Source organism: Paenibacillus glycanilyticus, from assembly GCF_023715145.1.
Classification (GTDB): Bacteria; Bacillota; Bacilli; order Paenibacillales; family Paenibacillaceae; genus Pristimantibacillus; species Pristimantibacillus glycanilyticus_A.
This window is the reverse complement of the sequence record NZ_JAMBNP010000006.1, coordinates 131,440-148,648: the sequence shown is the minus strand read 5'-3', so window position 1 is coordinate 148,648 and position 17,209 is coordinate 131,440. Positions and strand designations below refer to the sequence as shown.

General features: G+C 49.8%; 16 protein-coding genes and 1 riboswitch. Of the genes, 8 read left to right on the top strand and 8 right to left on the bottom strand.

Annotation, left to right across the window (positions count from 1 at the left end; genetic code table 11):
• Window positions 1–27 precede the first annotated feature (27 nt).
• The 3 genes from M3194_RS18030 to M3194_RS18020 all read right to left on the bottom strand — a co-directional run bounded on the left by M3194_RS18030 (window position 28) and on the right by M3194_RS18020 (window position 3,147).
• Window positions 28–780 carry a hypothetical protein gene (locus M3194_RS18030; RefSeq protein ID WP_251655475.1) on the bottom strand — a complete coding sequence of 251 codons (753 nt, stop codon included), beginning with the start codon at window positions 778–780 and terminating at the stop codon, window positions 28–30.
• 105 nt (window positions 781–885) lie between these two features.
• The gene (locus M3194_RS18025) at window positions 886–1,389 is read right to left on the bottom strand and encodes a hypothetical protein (RefSeq protein WP_251655474.1); all 504 of its coding nucleotides are present in this window, start codon (window positions 1,387–1,389) and stop codon (window positions 886–888) included.
• 165 nt (window positions 1,390–1,554) lie between these two features.
• Complete coding sequence (locus M3194_RS18020; protein WP_251655473.1) at window positions 1,555–3,147, bottom strand: CPBP family intramembrane glutamic endopeptidase; 1,593 nt, start codon at window positions 3,145–3,147, stop codon at window positions 1,555–1,557.
• Window positions 3,148–3,397: 250 nt separating this feature from the next.
• Window positions 3,398–3,557: riboswitch (cyclic di-AMP (ydaO/yuaA leader) on the top strand.
• A gap of 72 nt (window positions 3,558–3,629) precedes the next feature.
• Between M3194_RS18020 and M3194_RS18015 the strand changes: the two genes are divergently transcribed.
• Complete coding sequence (locus tag M3194_RS18015; protein ID WP_251655472.1) at window positions 3,630–4,970, top strand: TrkH family potassium uptake protein; 1,341 nt, start codon at window positions 3,630–3,632, stop codon at window positions 4,968–4,970.
• 17 nt (window positions 4,971–4,987) lie between these two features.
• Entirely contained in the window at window positions 4,988–5,650 is a 663-nt protein-coding gene (locus tag M3194_RS18010) for a potassium channel family protein (protein ID WP_251655471.1), read from the top strand.
• A 378-nt stretch (window positions 5,651–6,028) separates the two neighbouring features.
• Here M3194_RS18010 and M3194_RS18005 read toward each other — a convergent pair whose 3' ends face one another.
• A complete protein-coding gene (locus M3194_RS18005) occupies window positions 6,029–6,904 on the bottom strand; it encodes a LysR family transcriptional regulator (protein ID WP_251655470.1) in 876 nt (291 codons plus the stop codon).
• A gap of 290 nt (window positions 6,905–7,194) precedes the next feature.
• Here M3194_RS18005 and M3194_RS18000 point away from each other — a divergent pair, with 290 nt between their 5' ends.
• Genes M3194_RS18000 through sdhB form a run of 3 tightly spaced genes read left to right on the top strand, consistent with a single transcriptional unit; the run spans window position 7,195 to window position 10,412 of the window.
• Window positions 7,195–7,866: a succinate dehydrogenase cytochrome b558 subunit gene (locus M3194_RS18000; protein WP_251655469.1), complete on the top strand. Its 672-nt coding sequence runs from the start codon at window positions 7,195–7,197 to the stop codon at window positions 7,864–7,866.
• A 27-nt stretch (window positions 7,867–7,893) separates the two neighbouring features.
• Window positions 7,894–9,651, top strand: a complete 1,758-nt coding sequence (gene sdhA, locus M3194_RS17995) for a succinate dehydrogenase flavoprotein subunit (protein WP_251655468.1) — start codon at window positions 7,894–7,896, stop codon at window positions 9,649–9,651.
• Window positions 9,652–9,653: 2 nt separating this feature from the next.
• Window positions 9,654–10,412, top strand: a complete 759-nt coding sequence (sdhB, locus tag M3194_RS17990) for a succinate dehydrogenase iron-sulfur subunit (RefSeq protein ID WP_251655467.1) — start codon at window positions 9,654–9,656, stop codon at window positions 10,410–10,412.
• Between the two features lie 171 nt (window positions 10,413–10,583).
• Here the strand turns inward: sdhB and M3194_RS17985 are convergent, their stop codons facing one another.
• Window positions 10,584–10,892 (bottom strand): winged helix-turn-helix transcriptional regulator, encoded by a 309-nt coding sequence (locus tag M3194_RS17985; RefSeq protein WP_251655466.1) that lies wholly within the window; start codon window positions 10,890–10,892, stop codon window positions 10,584–10,586.
• Window positions 10,893–11,087: 195 nt separating this feature from the next.
• On the opposite strand from M3194_RS17985, the gene M3194_RS17980 reads away from it, so the two are divergent.
• Entirely contained in the window at window positions 11,088–11,486 is a 399-nt protein-coding gene (locus tag M3194_RS17980; protein ID WP_251655465.1) for a DoxX family protein, read from the top strand.
• Between the two features lie 74 nt (window positions 11,487–11,560).
• Here M3194_RS17980 and M3194_RS17975 read toward each other — a convergent pair whose 3' ends face one another.
• The 3 genes from M3194_RS17975 to M3194_RS17965 form a co-directional block, all read right to left on the bottom strand.
• Window positions 11,561–12,406 (bottom strand): DMT family transporter, encoded by an 846-nt coding sequence (locus M3194_RS17975; protein ID WP_251655464.1) that lies wholly within the window; start codon window positions 12,404–12,406, stop codon window positions 11,561–11,563.
• A gap of 195 nt (window positions 12,407–12,601) precedes the next feature.
• Complete coding sequence (locus M3194_RS17970; protein WP_251655463.1) at window positions 12,602–13,411, bottom strand: histidinol-phosphatase; 810 nt, start codon at window positions 13,409–13,411, stop codon at window positions 12,602–12,604.
• Window positions 13,412–13,532: 121 nt separating this feature from the next.
• Window positions 13,533–14,435, bottom strand: coding sequence for a LysR family transcriptional regulator (locus tag M3194_RS17965; RefSeq protein WP_251655462.1), 903 nt, complete (start codon window positions 14,433–14,435; stop codon window positions 13,533–13,535).
• Between the two features lie 258 nt (window positions 14,436–14,693).
• Here M3194_RS17965 and M3194_RS17960 point away from each other — a divergent pair, with 258 nt between their 5' ends.
• Both M3194_RS17960 and cysK read left to right on the top strand, forming a co-directional pair.
• Window positions 14,694–15,938, top strand: a complete 1,245-nt coding sequence (locus tag M3194_RS17960; RefSeq protein ID WP_311291203.1) for an MFS transporter — start codon at window positions 14,694–14,696, stop codon at window positions 15,936–15,938.
• 69 nt (window positions 15,939–16,007) lie between these two features.
• Complete coding sequence (gene cysK / locus M3194_RS17955) at window positions 16,008–16,943, top strand: cysteine synthase A (protein ID WP_251655461.1); 936 nt, start codon at window positions 16,008–16,010, stop codon at window positions 16,941–16,943.
• Window positions 16,944–17,209: the final 266 nt, after the last annotated feature.

Sequence of the window (17,209 nt, the reverse complement as noted above, 5' to 3'; positions counted from 1 at the left end):
TCTGCCTCATTCCTTTTCATTTTGTGATTACTTGCCTTTGCCACCGTTTTTATTGCCTTTTCCTCCGGATTTGCTGCCTCCGGATTTGCCGCCGCTAGCTTTGTCGGCTCCGGCGTTTCCGCCACCGGATTTGCCGTTTTTATTGCCTTTGCCGCCGGATTTGCCGCCGTTAGCTTTGTCGGCACCGGCTTTGTCAGAATTGCCTTTGCCGGATTTGTTGCCTCCGGATTTGCCGCCGTTAGCTTTGTCGGCACCGGCTTTGTCAGAATTGCCTTTGCCGGATTTGTTGCCTCCGGATTTGCCGCCGTTAGCTTTATCGGCACCGGCTTTGTCAGAATTGCCTTTGCCGGATTTGTTGCCGCCGAATTTGCCGCCGTTAGCTTTATCGGCACCGGCTTTGTCAGAACCGCCTTTGCCGGATTTGTTGCCGCCGGATTTGCCGCCGTTAGCTTTATCGGCACCGGCTTTGTCAGAACCGCCTTTGCCGGATTTGTTGCCTCCGGATTTGCCGCCCCCGGCTTTACTAGCTCCAGCTTTATTAGCCCCTGCACTTTTGCCGCCAGGACTTTGATTGCCGCCAGGACTTTGATTGCCGCCAGAACTTTGGTTGCCGCCAGGGCTTTGGTTGCCGCCAGGGCTTTGGTTGCCGCCAGGGCTTTGGTTGCCGCCGGGGCTTTGGTTGCCGCCAGGACTTTGGTTGCCGCCAGGACTTTGGTTGCCGCCGGGACTTTGGTTGCCGCCAGGACTTTGATTACCACCCGAGCTTTGGTTTTTTGGCAATTCTATCACTCCTCATGAACGTAATACTAGATTATATGAAGAATGCTAGAGTTGCTCTTGTACAGGAGTGGACATACGAACGAAATAGTTCCTTGTCCTGTTTCCTTACAAAGCGATGCTTGTAATTTTGTTCAGTGGAACATATACGATATAATTTGTTTTGTAGCTCACTGCAGAGAAAGTAGCGTTTCCGTTCTGGAAGCCTGCCCATTTCACTCTGTCGAGATCTTTCCCGTTATCGAGCGTCACGCGATGAATAACTTGTCCGAGCGACAGCTTGCTGAGGATGCTGTGAGCATATTTGGAATTGCTTTTGCCGCTCGATTTTTCTTCTTTGTTGTACGGAATTGCTGAATTGTCATGACAGCCTGAAGATTTGTGTTGATCGCATTTGCCCGAAGATTTGTCCTGGTAGCAGCATCCGGAAGACTTGCTTCCGTCGTTTTTGCCCGAGGATTTGTGCTGGCAGCGGTTTTTGCCGCCCGACTTGTGCCCGCCCGATTTTTTCTTTCCTGACGATTTGTGTTGGCCGCCGGATTTTTTGCCCGATTGGTTATTGCATTTTTGGCTTGAGCGACTAGAGCTATAACCGCTGATTTTGATTGCCAATCCTATCACCTCCATTATTGGTTTAATAGATTATATTAATATGATTGGAATTAAGCTTGGACAAAGTTACCCTTTCTATTAAATGGGCTTGTTGAACAGCCGGATGAAACGCAAAAAAAGGAATGTATCTCGTCGAGATACATTCCTTTTATAGGTCAAGTCTGTTTAGACAGGTATATGCCTTCGGTTATGCCAGTATCTAATTACCCATGCGATGATGACAGGCAGCACGGCATAAATCAGGGCAGCGGTTATATTTAAGCCTCCTCCAACGCTCACGAGCTCGAAGCCCATGATCAGGCTGTCCAGTATGGCATGGGTGAATACTGCGGTAATAAAGCCGTAGCGGAGGAAAATAAGACAGAACACGGTGCCGAGAATAACAAGCTCCACAATCCGGGTATAGAACGGGAAGATCGGGTAGCCGACATGTCCAAGCGCCCACATGACGGTGGGAATCAAAGTGGCAATAAACGTATTTTTGAACCACTTCTTGAAGAAGGCGATGCCAAACAAACGGAAAATGGCTTCTTCGGAAATCGCGGCGCACCAGGCCATCATCGGCATAAGCCAGAGCATGTTTGTATTATAGGAAGATTGAGTGGCGTCGCTGGTTGCCCAAGAACCGGCTATAAACTTCATGGCAATCATAATGACAGCTTGGCAGCCCAATATAATGGCGGCGAAGAGATAGGATAACCCAACGCTGCGCCATACGTGGTCACCGTAACCGCGTTCGCGGAAACCCGGCCATAACGGACGTTTTTGCGAGCGCCACATTCCGTCGCCGGCGACGAGAGCGAAATAGACAGCAAGGCCAACCGGAATTAGCAGCACGACGGTAATGATAATGGTTGCGTTCATCTCGGCATCTGATCGGCTCTGCTCGCCGAAGGTCGCCAAGATCCCGTCCATCACATTCAGGTTGTTGTAAATATAGAACACGATGAAGACCAAGCTGATAAATAGACCGCGTTTGAAGGTCGTGTGTTTGCGGTACAAGATAGCATAGATAATGGATAATACCAGCGAGATAAAGCACATATAAATCAGGCTGATAACCGAGAGCGCGCTGCCCGTCTTTTTCTGGCCTTCCACATACGTTATGTACTCCGCGGGAGCCTGGAAAGCCGGCTTGTATCTGGTTATGACCGCCTTATCTTTAACTACGCCAACGCCTACGATAAGTTCAAGGGAGGCATCTCCAAGCTTATAACCGTCCGGATGCAATACGGCATCGCCGTCATCATTAATGTACAAGCTGTCCAGCTCTTCGGAACGGAACCCTTTGGTTACGGCAAAATCCTTCGCTGACGTTTCAACCAGATTGCCGTTAGCCGCAGTCTCTGCGCCAAGCCAATGCCAGCCTGCAATGCTGCCGTTTGTCATATGAACATAGACATAAGCTTTGCTGCCGTCCTCGAGATCCAGATTGACCTGGAACGTATCAGTCGGGAACTTGGCATCGTACTTTTTTTCATAAGTGCCGAGCAGATCTTCCTTGGAAAAATATCCGTTTGCCAAACTATCGGTCTGATAAATTGTATGAGCAGATGAGACGGATACGCCAAATTGCTGCTTGGCGAATTCCTCGGCGGTTAACGCCGCTTCGCTTTTGGCAATGACTTCAGTTGTTGAGCTTGAGAAAAGCTGGTCCGATGCCGCAGGGCCGATCTGGGTAAAGAAAAAGATAATAGCACCTGCAACAGCAGCCCACAGAAACTTTTTCCAATCATGAGGGTTGATGGAAGGGATCATACAAAACCTCCAATTCGAATTCAGGCGATGCTTGACTATTGTAACTGTACCACTATTAACCTCAATTATCCAATGCGGGCGAAAGTAGAGGATGCGAGGGGAAAGCGGTGAAATAAGGACTTGCAGCCAGCTAGCGACCCGCTGCTCCATGCGATTGACTGTTTTTGAACGAATTCCCCTTAATTACCCCTTATGCTCATTTTGATCGCACCTGTCATTTGGGCGTATAATCGTTAACGTTATAGGAATTGAATAGCATCAGCCGAATTTCGTTTTCGAAAACGGGGGAACCAAACGTTGTCCGGAGCAATCCGCCAGCATGGGGTGAATTTCGAGCATCCGCTCGAATAGGGCTGCCTTTCCAGGCCCGAATCCGTCAGCTAACCTCGCAGGCTGTGTGGAACAGGGCTCACGTATGCATGGGGGTTCCCGTGCTTTTTTTTATGCTCAAATGAAGAGAGGTCCATGATAAAGGAGAGTATATGTCCAAATATTTCAATATCCTAAAATGGTCACCTCCGCGAATCCTTGTATTCGGCTTTGCCATGATCATTGTACTTGGGGCATTTCTGCTCACGCTGCCTGTTGCTTCTGCTAGCGGATCGCGGCTGCCTTTCATTGATGCGCTGTTTACGGCTACATCTGCTACCTGCGTTACCGGCCTAGTTGTCGTGGATACAGGTACATACTTCTCCGCCTTTGGCAAAATCATTATTCTAACCTTGATTCAAATCGGCGGCTTAGGCTTCATGACGATGGCCACCTTGATCGCGCTTGTACTGCGCAAGCGAATTTCGCTGAAGGAACGTCTGATCCTTCAGGAAGCGATGAACCAGACAAGTATGGAGGGGATCGTCCGGTTAATCCGGAGAGTCATCTTTTATTCCTTAACGATAGAGCTGGTTGGAGCCCTTTTATTTGCTGTTCGATTTGCTTTTGATATGCCGTTTGGCAAGGCAGCATGGTTTGGCGTCTTCCATTCAATCTCTTTCTTTAATAATGCAGGCTTTGATATCTTTGGCAATTTCCGCAGCTTAACGATGTATGTAGGCGATCCTCTTGTTAATATCGTTTCCATGCTGCTTATCATATTAGGCGGTTTAGGTTTTGTCGTAATGGCGGATTTACTGGAATTCCGGAAAAATAAACGGCTTTCTCTTCATAGCAAGGTTGTCTTGTCCACAACCGGAGCTCTAATCGCAGTTGGTGCCATTGTCATCTTTATATTCGAGTTTTCGAACAGTAGGACCCTTGGATCTCTGGATTGGGGAGGCAAAATCCTGTCATCCTTCTTCCAGTCCGTCACGCCGAGAACGGCGGGAGCCAATACGCTGGACTACGCCCATCTGCGGCAGGCTACCGTATTCTTTACCATTATCCTGATGTTTATCGGCGCATCGCCGGGCTCGACCGGCGGGGGGATCAAGACAACAACCTTCACAACGATGGTCGGAGCGGTAATCGCGATGATCCGCGGCCGCGAAGATATTGTTCTTTTCCATTACAGACTTGGGAAGGACCGGATCTTCAAGGCGCTGACGATCACGATGCTGTCGCTCACGCTAGTTATATTGGTAACGATGCTGCTGTCCACGACCGAAGACCAGCAGTTTCTGAAAATTTTATTCGAGACAACATCGGCTTTTGGCACGGTTGGCCTCACGACAGGCATTACGCCTGAACTGACGTCATTTGGAAAGATGGTTATTGCATTAACGATGTTCGCCGGCAGGCTGGGTCCCCTTACGCTGGCTTACGCGCTTGGACCAAAAACAGAGAAAGAGCTGTACCGGTATCCGGAAGGCAAAATTACGATTGGATAGGGGAATAGAGGGCAAGAATGAAAAACAATCAATTTGTGATCGTAGGATTAGGGCGGTTTGGCTCGAGTCTTGGAAGAGAGCTTATAAAGCTGGGTTATGAGGTGCTGGGGATCGACCGGGATGAAGAAGCCGTGCAGGAAATGAGCAACGTGCTGACGTATACGGTATCGGCCGATTGCACCGATGAAGAGACGCTGCGATCACTTGGCGTTCGTAATTTTGACTGCGGCGTTGTAGCCATTGGGGATGACATTCAGGCGAGTATTCTGACGACGATATTATTGAAGGATCTTGGCGTGAAGCGGGTAGTGGCAAAAGCGATGAGCGAGCTGCATGGACGCGTGCTGGAGAAGATTGGCGTGGACCGCGTGGTTTATCCGGAACGAGATATGGGCATCCGGGTTGCCCATCAGCTGGTCTCTCCGAATCTGCTCGATTATATTGAGCTGTCGAAGGAATATACCATCGCCGAGCTTTCGGTACCCAATTGTCTGAATGGCAAATCGCTTCATGAATTGAATTTGCGGGCCCGGTTCGGGTGCAGCATCGTAGCCATTAACAAGCCTTCCGGCATTATTATTGCTCCTACGGCGACGGATGTTGTAACGCAAAAGGACGTCATGGTCGTGATCGGCACAAACGACCAGATTGAACAGTTTGAAGAAACCATAATCAGGTGATGATAAGGACAGTGGGCGCAGTTAGCGTTCTCTGTCCTTATTTATTTGCCTTGCTATGATGATGGTCGGGATGGATGGGGCGGGATGGCTCGGTGGGACGGGGTATCTCTTACGGCCGCTGTTGTCATTCCTTTGCTCTGATTAGGTTTACATAGTTGTAGCAAAGGAAGTGACAAAGGCGAACGCCTCGCTCCTCCAGAGATACCCCTTTCCCACCTCGCCCCGCACCCATCCATCCCCCCTCGCGCGGGAATGTAAAGAAGGACAATGAAGCGCTAAAAAGCGCAGTCACTGTCCTCCCTGAAGGGAGGAGAGAGAGCCAAGAGCGAAGAGCCAAGAGCGAAAGACCGAGAGCGGAAACAAAGGCAAAACCCAGATCTAACCCAACTCCGAAATCCACTTGCGAACAGCAGGATGAAGATCGGAAGGATCGTTATGGATAAGACAAGTCGTTCGCTTGGTGTCCTCAAGCTCGCGGATGGGGACAACAATAAGCTCGTTGTCGTCCAGAAGCTGCTTGCGCATATAGGAATGCGGGAGCAGTGTAGCCGCGCGGCAGGTGTGAAGAAGACGCACGATCGCTTCGAACGAGTCGATCTCCATCCGGACATCCGGCTGCAGATGGTACTTGGCGAATACTTCGTCCGTCAATTTGCGGTACCAGGTTCCCTTGGAGAACAAAATCATCGGCAGTCCATTCAGATCTTCTATTGAAAGAGAGTCCTGATTCGTAACGGCAACGCTCGTCGGAATGACAAGCAGCAGATGATCGTCAAACAGCGGGACGCAGTGAAGCTGGGAGTCCTCGATCATGGACGCGATGATGGCGATATCCGCTTTGTTGTCGCGCACAAGCGTGACAATCTCATGGGTCTTGCCCGTTACGGCCTTGATATCGAACTCGGGGTGGCTGGCGTTTAGCGTCTTGATGAAATCGGGTAAGGTTGTCTGAAGGGTCGTCAAGCTTGCGCCGATGGTAATGGACGTTCTGCCTGCTGCCGTATATTCCGCAACGGAATCCATGTAACGGCGATGAAGCTTGCGCAGGGTAACGGCATACTCGTAGGTCAACTGTCCGACGCGAGTCAGCTCCAGCCGTTTTCCGACACGTTCGAACAGCTTGGCGCCAATCTCTTCTTCAAGCTTGGCGATCTTGCGGGATAGGGCCGGCTGGGACAAATTAAGCAGCTGCGCTGCTTTGTTCATGCTGGAATGCTCGACAATGGCAGCGAACATATTAAATTCTTCGATCATCCTGTTCTCTCCGATCGCTTATGTGAATTGGTTATAATAAATTATAATAAATATGCAATTCCATTATAAGTCGAAAAGGAGTAGGATTAAAGAGGTGATATACACGGAAAGTTCACAAATTCAATACCCTAGAGTACTTTGTGGGGGCCCCGCAGTGAAAATCGGAAGTGGGCGTAAAACTTTCGCATCTGGTGTCGACTTTTGTTGACGGACGAAAGAGCCGGGGGTACAATGTAGAATGGTTTGTCAAGAGTAAAAATGTCATGGAGCACTGGAAAGGAGAAGTATTAATGAAAGGAAATTCGTACTACTGGCGCAAGCTTCACTCTCTGCTTGGGGTGATTCCGCTTGGTGGGTTTATCATCGTGCACGCCCTGGCCAATTTTCAGGCGTATGAGCGGGGGCCTGAAGGCTTTACCAATGCGGTTCATTTTATTAACAGCCTGCCTATCGTAACACTGCTCGAGATCTTCGGCATCTATCTGCCGATTTTGTTCCACGGTGTTTACGGCTTGTATATGGCTTATCAGTCGAACCTCAACTCGGGACGTTTCAAATATGAGCGTAACTGGGCGTTTACGTTGCAGCGTATAACAGGGGTTATCACCTTTATCTTTGTTATCTGGCACGTGTTCGAGACTCGCGTGCAGGTAGCGCTTGGCAATGTTACGCATGAAGAGCTTGGCTCGACCATGCATAATATCGCGACCAGCCCTGCTTTGTTTATTCTGTATCTCATCGGTATTCTCGCTGCGGTATTCCACTTCAGCAACGGCCTTTGGGCGTTCTTGATCAGCTGGGGTATTACCGTTTCTCCGAAAGCGCAAAAGGTTTCGGCGAATGTTTGTATGGTTATCTTTGTTCTTGTAGCTGCGCTGTTCATTCTGTCCCTCGTAGCTTTCACAGGAGACGAGTTCAAGGAAGCAGCAAGTGCCGCATTGGCATTGACCAATATCGGTTAGTAGTATTTAGACAAGGAGCGAAACGTTATGGCTAAAAATAAAATTATCGTCGTTGGTGGCGGCCTTGCAGGCCTCATGGCAACCGTTAAGGCGGCGGAAGCGGGCGTGCATGTGGATTTGTTCTCCCTCGTGCCGGTAAAACGTTCCCATTCCGTTTGCGCGCAAGGCGGCATTAACGGCGCTGTTAATACAAAAGGTGAAGGCGATTCCCCTTGGGAACACTTTGACGATACCGTATACGGCGGCGACTTCCTCGCCAATCAGCCACCGGTAAAAGCGATGTGCGAAGCTGCACCTGGTATCATTCACTTGATGGACCGCATGGGCGTTATGTTCAGCCGTACGCCAGAGGGTCTGCTTGACTTCCGTCGTTTCGGCGGTACGCAATATCACCGTACGGCATTCGCGGGCGCAACAACCGGCCAACAGCTGCTGTACGCGCTGGACGAGCAAGTTCGCCGCTGGGAAGCAGCCGGTCTCGTAACGAAATACGAGCACTGGGAATTCCTTGGATCCGTTCTGGATGACGAAGGCATCTGCCGCGGTATCTCGGCACAAAGCCTGCGTACGATGGAAGTACATACTTTCGTTGGGGACGCAGTTATTCTTGCATCCGGCGGTCCTGGCATTATCTTCGGTAAAACAACTAACTCCGTTATCAATACGGGTACTGCAGCAAGCGCGGTGTACCAGCAAGGCGTTCAGTACGCAAACGGCGAGTTTATCCAAATTCACCCAACGGCAATTCCGGGTGACGACAAGCTGCGTCTGATGTCCGAGTCGGCACGCGGTGAAGGCGGCCGGATCTGGACGTACAAAGACGGCAAGCCTTGGTACTTCCTTGAAGAGAAATATCCTGCCTACGGCAACCTGGTTCCGCGCGATATCGCAACACGCGAAATCTTCAGCGTATGCGTTGACGATAAGCTTGGCATCAACGGCGAGAACATGGTATACCTCGATCTGTCGCATAAAGATCCGAAGGAGCTTGACGTCAAGCTCGGCGGTATCATCGAGATCTACGAGAAGTTCATGGGTGACGACCCTCGTAAAATTCCGATGAAGATCTTCCCTGCGGTTCACTATTCGATGGGCGGCATGTGGGTTGACTACAACCAAATGACGAACATTCCTGGTCTCTTCGCAGCCGGCGAATGTGACTACCAATATCATGGTGCAAACCGACTTGGCGCTAACTCCCTGCTCTCCGCGATCTTTGGCGGCATGGTTGCCGGCCCTAAAGCGGTTGAATACATCAAAGGCCTCAAGAAATCGTCTGAAGATGTTGCTTCTTCGGTATTTGACCGCGAGAAGAAACGTCAAACGGACAAGTACAACAACATTCTGGGCATGAACGGTACCGAAAATGCTTACGTCATTCACAAGGAGCTTGGCGAGTGGATGACCAACAATATGACCGTTGTACGGTTCAATGACAAGCTGAAGATTACAATCGACAAAATCAAAGAGCTGAAGCAGCGTTACCAGAACATCAACATCAACGATACTGCAAAATGGAACAACTCCAGCGTAGCGTTCACGCGTCAATTGTGGAACATGCTTGAGCTGTCCGAAGCGATGACACTTGGTGCTTTGCTCCGTGACGAAAGCCGCGGCGCGCATTACAAGCCGGACTTCCCGGATCGTAATGACGAGGACTTCCTCAAAACAACAAAAGCAACCTGGACACCTGAAGGTCCGCAAATCTCTTACGAGGAAGTGGATACTTCCCTGATCAAACCGCGTAAACGCGACTATACAGCTAACAAGAAGAAAGGAGAATAACAATGGCTCAAACGACAGCAACAAAAACCGTAAAGTTCGTTATTACCCGCCAAGACGGACCAGACTCCGCGCCTTATACCGAAGAGTTTGAGATTCCTTACCGCGCCAACATGAACGTTATCAGCGGCTTAATGGAGATTCAGCGTAATCCGAGAAAATCGGACGGCGGAAACACGGCTCCTGTATGCTGGGAATCCAACTGTCTTGAGGAAGTATGCGGCGCCTGCTCGATGGTGATCAACGGCAAGCCTCGCCAGGCCTGCAGCGCGCTGATCGATCAGCTGGAACAGCCGGTTCGCCTTGAGCCTATGCGCACATTCCCTGTCGTGCGTGACCTTGTTATTAACCGCGAGCGCATGTTCAACGCGCTGAAACGGGTTAAAGCATGGATTCCGATCGACGGTACGTATGATCTGGGCCCTGGCCCGCGTCTGGCTGAAGAGAAGCGCCAATGGGCTTACGAACTGTCGAAATGCATGACTTGCGGCGTTTGTATGGAAGCCTGCCCGAACGTCAACGATCGTAACAGCTTTATCGGCCCGCAAGCGATCTCCCAGGTTCGCCTCTTCAACGTTCACCCTACTGGTGAGATGAACAAGGCTGAACGTCTGGAGACTTTGATGGAAGACGGCGGTATCGAAGGCTGCGGCAACTCGCAAAACTGCGTACGTTCTTGCCCGAAAGGTATTCCGCTTACCACTTCGATTGCTGCTATCAACCGTGATACTACAAAACAATTGTTCAAAAAATGGCTTGGCTAAGAAGGATGCCCTCCGTAAATCGGGGGGCTTATTCTTTCCCTTCATTTGATAATGATAACTATTATCAATATAGTAAAATAGATAAGGGTGAAAGTCAACCAATGCAAAAAAACTGCGCCATTGAGGATAGGAACTATCCTTATATGACACAGCTTTTTTATGACTTACTTCTTACATCCAGTGCTCGCCCCAGTTTTGAATGGACTCAATAACCGGCTGGAGCTCCCGACCCTTCGGCGTTAGTTCATATTCGATTCGAACAGGCATTTCAGGATAGACAGTTCGTTTCACAATAGCTTGACTCTCTAATTCCTTCATCCGATCCGTTAACATTTTGTCACTCATCTCGGGAATCTGTTCTTTAATTTCCTTGAACCGTTTAGGTCCGCCAAGCATGACCCGAATGATAAGTCCTGTCCACTTCTTACCTAAAATGTCGGCCGCAGCTTCATACTTTGGGCACATAGTTGAATAATCCAACGCGATCACCCCTTTTTCTACCTATATTGTAGCATATGTTCTTTGGAAAAGTAAGTTCGTTCCGCTATCCAAAATAGGGTATTTGCTATTTTTATTTTACATACTTGACTAAAGTAAGTAACATACTTTATTATTAGTGCATCAAGAGCGGCCGCTCACAAAACTTATGAGAATAGATAAAGGGAGAGGTACTAAATGTTAGATACAGGGTTATTGATTATTCGGGTTATTATTGGCTTGCTTATGATTGGCCACGGTACGCAGAAGCTGTTCGGCTGGTTTGGCGGATACGGCTTGAAAGGAACCGGCGGATGGCTGGAGTCGATCGGAATGAAACCCGGCGTACTGATGGCAGCCGTTGCAGGCTTGTTGGAGGTAGCAGGCGGTTTGCTATTCGGAGCAGGCCTCTGGGTTGAAGTTGGCGCAGCATTGCTCATCATTACGATGATTATCGCAATCGCGAAAGTGCATGGAGCAAACGGCTTGTGGGTAACGCAAAACGGTTATGAATACAACCTGGTTCTAATTGCCGTGTTTCTTGGCGTAGCCTTTACAGGCGCCGGCGACTTCTCGATTGACGCATTGCTGAAATAAGCTAGATAAGGAAAAGCACCTCTGGATCCTGTCATGAACAGGCACCAGAGGTGCTTTGCATTTATGTATGCGGGCTAGATACGGATAATAACAAGTCCGGCAATGGTCAGGGCGAAAGCAGCCCATTGGACACGGTTTAACTTTTCTTGATAGATGAGAATGGATCCCGCGGCAACTACAAGGCTGTTCGTTGCGAAGATTGGCGCGGCAAGGTTGGACGGTCCTGTGGCCAAGGCAACGGCATATAATTGAAGTCCTCCATAAGAGAAAACGCCGGCTAGCAATCCAAGCTTCAAGCCTGTCCGGAAGGCTGCATGGTCTATGGCCTTGCGAAGCGGGAAGGCAAACCAGATCAGGGATAAAGCATATCCGATAAACAGGACGGGTGCACTTGATATTCCCAGCTCCTCCGTCACTTTTAGTCCTCCGTTTCGGAACGTGAAGAACAGGATGGCAGCCGTCACGTACAGGTACCAGCCAGATTGGACGGAGGTGGAGGTTGACTGTTTTTTGTACGAGATCATAACAACTGCCGCCAGCAGCAATACAATCCCGGTTGCTTCCGTCGCGTGCAAGGATTCGCCATAATAAAGCGTGCCAAGCGCGATAACGAGCACGATATTCATATTCGTAAGCGGGGACGTCAAAGCTGCAGGGCCATAGTCCAGTGCCTTCATAAATAAAGCATTGCCAAGGGCGGAGCCTGCCCCGATAATTATACCGGCCAGCCATACCCGGTAATCGCTTAATTCTCGAAAGGATCCTTCCACTGCCGCATGAATGCCAAACCCGGCTGTTCCCGTGGCATACAGCCCAAATAGCATAACCGAAGCATGTCCCCGGCGCATTTGGCTAACCTTCATCCACCAACCTGCCAGTCCAAACAGCACAGCGCTGCCGACCGCGATTGCGAGCCACATGAGATGTCATCTCCTACCTGAATTTGTTACACAATTGAAATAGTTCTGTTACGGTACAAACATATTATTAGGCTATTATAATAAACAAGACCCCCTTTTAATATATCGATTTTGGACCTGTGATCGCACAGGTCCACTTTTTTTGTCCGGATATAAAAAACCGCTTTGTAAGATACAAAGCGGTTGCCTTCTGTGTTATAGCGGAACGATGATTTGTTGGCGCTTGCGGTAGAACACCCATTGCGAGAAGCCGATTTCCTTCAACCGCTTGCGGACAAGCTCGAATTCGTCGCCTACGCGGCTTGGCTTATGGGCGTCAGAGCCAAAGGTAACGTTTACCCCGAAATGAAGCGCTCTCTCGAGAATCACATCGGATGGGTACCAGCCGCCAACATCCTTGGTGCTGCCGGAGGTATTAATCTCGATAGCAACGTCACACTTCGCAATAACACGGAGCGTATCATCAATCGCTTCATCGGCCGGAATATCGGAGAAGGCCGGATAGTAGCCCTTCATCGCATCGATATGGCCTAATATGTCAAACATGCCGCTTCGCGCGGATTGCTGGATCAGGTCGTAATACGATATTTTTTCAGCGATATGTTTTTCTTCCGATAAGCCCTTCCAACGGTTGCGGTTAAAGATGCTGACTCCGCTCACTTGATGGACGGATCCGATCAAATAGTCAAACGGTACGTCCTTGTAGGCATCCCGGTAAGTCTCCGCATGCTTAGGGAAGAAATCGGATTCCATGCCCAGCAGCACTTCTATGCGGTCTTTGTATTTCTCTTTCAGGCGAAGAACCTCATCTACATAGCTCTTAAAGTCGCTGCGGGCCATCGCGATGCCGGGAAAAGGCTGATCCTGCTCGCTGCCGAAATACGGCGAGTGGTCGGAGATGCCAATGACTTCAAGGCCTGCGTCAAGTGCGGCGATAATATAATCTTCGATCGTGCCGTTGGCATGGCCGCAACGTTCGTGGTGGGTGTGCAAATCGAATTTCATTATGAGTTCCTCCTAAAAAGAATTGCTGCCAAAATGGCCAAAGTTATTGGCCATTAGTAGTGATTCTTGCTTCGTAAGCATGAGCTTAAAGAATTGCTGCCAAAATGGCCAAAGCCGCGATTTACTCGCTGCCAAGAAAAGATTGCTCTGGCATGCCTTTCAAATCGCTTAAAAATTGCTGCATGGCTGTATTTAAATACCTGCCGGATTTATAGACGACAGCTACCGGGTGATACGGTTCCAGCTCTACGACTTTGATGATCTTGAGCGAGCCAAGCTTTAGCTCATTGGCAATGGACAGCTTGGATACGACGGCAATGCCAAGGTTAATCTCGACCATCCGCTTCACTTCTTCGCTGCTCGACAGCTCCATAATAATATTCGGCTGGATATTGTTCTTTTTGAAGATCTGGTCCAGGAACCGGCGGCCCAAGGTGTCTGGCGCAAGCATGATAAAGGGGAAGTCCTTGATCATATCTATTGTAGTATGCGCCACTTGGCTCAATGGATGAGCGGGAGAAGCAACGAGGACAAAGGAGTCGTAATAAAGAATAGATGAGTCCATATTCGGATTTTTTTCCGAGATGTAAGTAATGCCCATATCGACAGAGCCGTTCTCTACACTGGCCAGTACTTGCGAGGAAGGCATCGTATGAATTGTAGTTTTGATAAGCGGGTACTGGTCCTGGAAGTATGATAATACCCGAGGCAATATCTGAATGGCCATGGATGAGGTTGTCCCGAGTACAATATGGCCCTGAGGTATCGCGTTCAAATCGGACAGCTTCTGCTTTAATTCCTCGACAACCGCAAGGATCCGCTCGGCATGGTCCAGAAAAACTTTTCCGTGGTCGGTCAGGGTAACCGGCTGGTTGCGATCGATGAGAACTGTCTTGAACTCGTCCTCAAGTGTCTTGATTTGAGCAGAGACGGCTGGCTGAGTCAAATTCAGCAGTTCGCCGGCTTTGCGGAAGCTCATCGTCTTCGATATGGTGAGGAGCGTTTCAAGCTGGCTAATATTCAATTCCATTCCCCCTCGAACATAATCACTTATATTATAAAGCAAATGGATGATTACAGCAAAAAAGCAGGCAAGCTTCAAAAAATCTTAAACAGATGCTTCGAAGCGTGAATGGCCGCAAACGGTTAATGTTATTTTTTTGTATAGCCATTCGTTGCAAGAGGAATAAATGGGGGACTGTCGAACTATTGCTGAAGTATAGCCAATAGCTAATAAATGGAGGCGTTTGTTCTGGACCAAAGAGCATTGCGTGGCTGGAAAATGTACGACTGGGCAAACTCGGCCTTTGCAACTACGATGATGGCAGCGGTGCTGCCGGTTTATTATTCCGACGTGGCGGCTGTGCATCTTGCCGGCAACCGTGCGGAGACCTATTGGGGATACACCCAAAGCATTGCGATGCTGCTGGTTGCCGTTCTTTCTCCTATCCTTGGGGCTATTGCTGATTATACAGGATCCAAGCTGAAATTTTTATCCGTATTCATGCTGCTTGGCGTCTCGTCCAGTGTTCTTATGGCGTTTGCCGGGGAAGGGGATTGGATGCTGGCTTCCATTCTGATGGTATTAGGCTCTATCGGCTACTCCGGAGGGAATACGTTTTATGATGCGATGCTTGCGGACGGCGTGCCGCAGGAGCTAAGAGACCGGGTAAGCTCGCAGGGCTATGCTTATGGATATGCCGGAGGCGGTTTGCTCCTTCTCATTAATGTCATTATGATCGAAGGCTGGGAAATGCTTGGTTTTCCGAGCAAAACCTTTGCTACCCAGATGGCCTTTATTACGGTAGGGATTTGGTGGCTGCTATTTTCCATCCCCATCCTCCGTTCCGTTAAGCAAGTGAAGAAGATGCGCGGGAATCATGGAAATGGAGAAATCGTGAGGGCAGGTTTTGTCCGGATCGGGCAAACCTTCAAGCTGCTTAAGCGATATCCGGAGCTGCTCAAGTATATGGCTTCCTTCTGGTTTTTTAACGACGGGATCAATACCGTAATCGTGATGGCTACCATTTATGGCGCGGGCATCGGGATTGAGACAAGCGATCTGATTATTGCCCTGCTTATTACGCAATTTGTCGGTTGGCCTTGCACGATACTGTTCGGCAAGCTGGCCGGCCGTTTTGGTTCCAAAAGAATGCTGTATTATTCGCTGGCGGTCTATATCGTTATTGTTGGGCTTGGCTTCTTTATGACAAGCGCCATTCATTTCTACGCGCTGGCGATTATGGTTGGCTTTGTTCAGGGAGGCAGCCAGGCGGTTGCTCGTTCCATCTATGCCAATCTGGTTCCGCCATCCCGGACAGGCGAGTTTTTTGGCTTTTTGTCTCTGTCGAGCAAGTTCTCCTCCTTTGCAGGACCGTTTGTTTTCTCGGTTGTGGGAACGATCACGGGCTCCAGCCGGTTGGCGATTTTGTCCCTGATTGCCTTCTTCGTCATTGGGATTGCTCTATTATGGAAGGTGAACCTGGAAAAGGGCGCGCGCGAAGCGGCAGAGGAAATATCGGCTTGAGCATTCTTCAGATTGATCTCGCAAATGCTATAATGGGTAGAGATCCAAGACGAAAGGTGCGATACATCAATGCCAAACATCTATACCAATTTAACGGAGTTGATCGGCAATACACCATTGCTCGAGCTTACTCATTACAATAAGAGCCAGGAGTCACTTGCGAAAGTGATAGCAAAGCTGGAGTACTTTAATCCTGCGGGCAGCGTGAAGGACCGGATTGGTTATGCGATGATCAAGGACGCGGAGGAAAAAGGCAAGCTGGTTCCGGGCTCCGTTATCATTGAACCAACAAGCGGAAATACGGGGATTGCGCTGGCCTTTGCGGCAGCAGCATTAGGCTACCGGTTAATAATTATTTTGCCTGAATCGTTCAGTATTGAACGCCGCAAGCTGCTGGAGGCGCTTGGTGCGGAGCTGGTGCTCACGCCCGCATCGGAAGGCATGTCGGGAGCGATCCGCAAAGCGGATGAGCTGGCTGCCCAATTCGCGAATTCTTACATACCTATGCAATTCAGCAATCCGGCCAATCCAGAGGTTCATAAGTCGACGACAGCCGAAGAGATTTGGCGCGATACTGATGGACAGGTGGATATCTTTGTTGCGGGTGTGGGCACGGGAGGCACGATCTCCGGCGTAGGCGAGCGCTTGAAGCAGCTCAAACCGAATGTCCGGATCGTGGCCGTTGAGCCGTTCAGCTCCCCGGTATTATCGGGCGGCGAGAGAGGCGCGCATCTGATCCAAGGTATTGGCGCCGGATTTATTCCTGACAATTACAACGCATCCGTCGTTGACGAAATCATCAAGGTGAAAAACGAAGATGCTTACCGGACTTCTCGCCAGCTGGCTCGCAGCGAAGGCCTGCTGGTCGGCATCTCCTCCGGCGCGGCGGCATTCGCGGCCAGCGAACTCTCCAAGCGCCCGGAGAACAAGGACAAAACTATCGTTGTCCTTTTCCCGGATACGGGTGAACGTTATTTGTCGGCGAATTTGTACGACGAAGCCTAATGTTTCGTGATAAACGGTGTAAGAACAGTCATTGCTTAAGGCGGTGGCTGTTCTTTTGTTTGTAAGCGATAATCAGGCTCGTGCGTCAGCACCTGAGCCTTCCCTCGCGCTCTACCCACAGAGCTGCCCGGGTTGCGGGCGGCGACGGTACTGGGAGCGCGGGGCGGTCGGGGAGGGTCGCAGGGGTAAGGGGGAAATCTCCCTTGAAGAGCGCAGCGTCCGCCTTTGTCCGTTCTTATCCACCACTAGAAATTTTAGTAAAGATA

What these genes read in the sequence shown, in the direction of transcription:
- M3194_RS18010 (WP_251655471.1), top strand. Translation starts at nt 4,988, where the DNA reads ATGAAAAACAATCAATTTGTGATCGTAGGATTAGGGCGGTTTGGCTCG.
- M3194_RS18005 (WP_251655470.1), bottom strand. Translation starts at nt 6,904, where the DNA reads ATGATCGAAGAATTTAATATGTTCGCTGCCATTGTCGAGCATTCCAGC.
- M3194_RS18015 (WP_251655472.1), top strand. Translation starts at nt 3,630, where the DNA reads ATGTCCAAATATTTCAATATCCTAAAATGGTCACCTCCGCGAATCCTT.
- sdhA (WP_251655468.1), top strand. Translation starts at nt 7,894, where the DNA reads ATGGCTAAAAATAAAATTATCGTCGTTGGTGGCGGCCTTGCAGGCCTC.
- cysK (WP_251655461.1), top strand. Translation starts at nt 16,008, where the DNA reads ATGCCAAACATCTATACCAATTTAACGGAGTTGATCGGCAATACACCA.
- M3194_RS17970 (WP_251655463.1), bottom strand. Translation starts at nt 13,411, where the DNA reads ATGAAATTCGATTTGCACACCCACCACGAACGTTGCGGCCATGCCAAC.
- sdhB (WP_251655467.1), top strand. Translation starts at nt 9,654, where the DNA reads ATGGCTCAAACGACAGCAACAAAAACCGTAAAGTTCGTTATTACCCGC.
- M3194_RS18000 (WP_251655469.1), top strand. Translation starts at nt 7,195, where the DNA reads ATGAAAGGAAATTCGTACTACTGGCGCAAGCTTCACTCTCTGCTTGGG.
- M3194_RS17960 (WP_311291203.1), top strand. Translation starts at nt 14,694, where the DNA reads ATGTACGACTGGGCAAACTCGGCCTTTGCAACTACGATGATGGCAGCG.
- M3194_RS17980 (WP_251655465.1), top strand. Translation starts at nt 11,088, where the DNA reads ATGTTAGATACAGGGTTATTGATTATTCGGGTTATTATTGGCTTGCTT.
- M3194_RS18020 (WP_251655473.1), bottom strand. Translation starts at nt 3,147, where the DNA reads ATGATCCCTTCCATCAACCCTCATGATTGGAAAAAGTTTCTGTGGGCT.
- M3194_RS17975 (WP_251655464.1), bottom strand. Translation starts at nt 12,406, where the DNA reads ATGTGGCTCGCAATCGCGGTCGGCAGCGCTGTGCTGTTTGGACTGGCA.